This window comes from Bartonella sp. CL70QHWL (assembly GCF_042194855.1).
Taxonomy (GTDB): Bacteria; Pseudomonadota; Alphaproteobacteria; order Rhizobiales; family Rhizobiaceae; genus Bartonella.
In genome coordinates, this window is the sequence record NZ_JBHINJ010000112.1 from 1 (window position 1) to 742 (window position 742).

Genomic DNA, 742 nt, shown 5'->3' on the forward strand with positions numbered 1-742 from the left:
ATCAAGTTTACTTTTCCATAGAAAGACATCGGACGGTTGTTTTCAGTGGAAATGGTTTTTGTCAAACGTCCACCAACACGGATCAACCATTGAGAAGGATTTTTCATATCAACGGTAAAATTATCAGCATCTTCAATGGTATTAAACATCAAATGTTGATAGGCAATTTGTGCTTGCGGCTCAAATGTTAAACTTTCCATTCCGGTTGCAAACTCTTTGCCAACAGTGGTGGAGATACTCAACATTTTGGCATTTTGCAATTTTGCGGTTTTGCCAATGAGAGCATTGCCGATATCTCCTTTTAGAATTCCATAGGATAACAGTGTATCCATATAGAAACCATTGTTATGCTGCACGCTGCCATAAGCTGTTAGTGACCATTTATCCAATGTGCTCTTACTTACATCATCCATATCCTTTGGAGTGAAAGACAGCCGCCCATAGGTGCCTACAAGACCGAAATGTGTTGTGGTATTTTGTCCTTCTAATGCTGCGAATGTAACACCGGCTTGGAGAGCAGCATAGCGGATATCAGCACCATAACCATATTTGAGAGGTCCGCGTTCAGAAGATAAGGTTCCTGTGTTTCCGTAAGTATAGAGGAAGAAACCGGTTTGTTTTTCTTCTTCTTTTCCTAAAACAGATGTTCTGATATTGGCTAAGAGTGCGTTTTGTTTAGCCATATCGGTTAATCCACTATAGAAGAGAGCATTTGGCATGACCAAATAGCTTGCTGTTTGTG

General features: G+C 40.3%; 1 protein-coding gene. It reads right to left on the bottom strand.

The genetic code is table 11. From position 1 onward, the window contains the following. Positions 1 to 742 (bottom strand): autotransporter domain-containing protein (locus ACFIJZ_RS09980; RefSeq protein ID WP_375632007.1); only part of this gene is annotated, 742 nt, incomplete at both ends.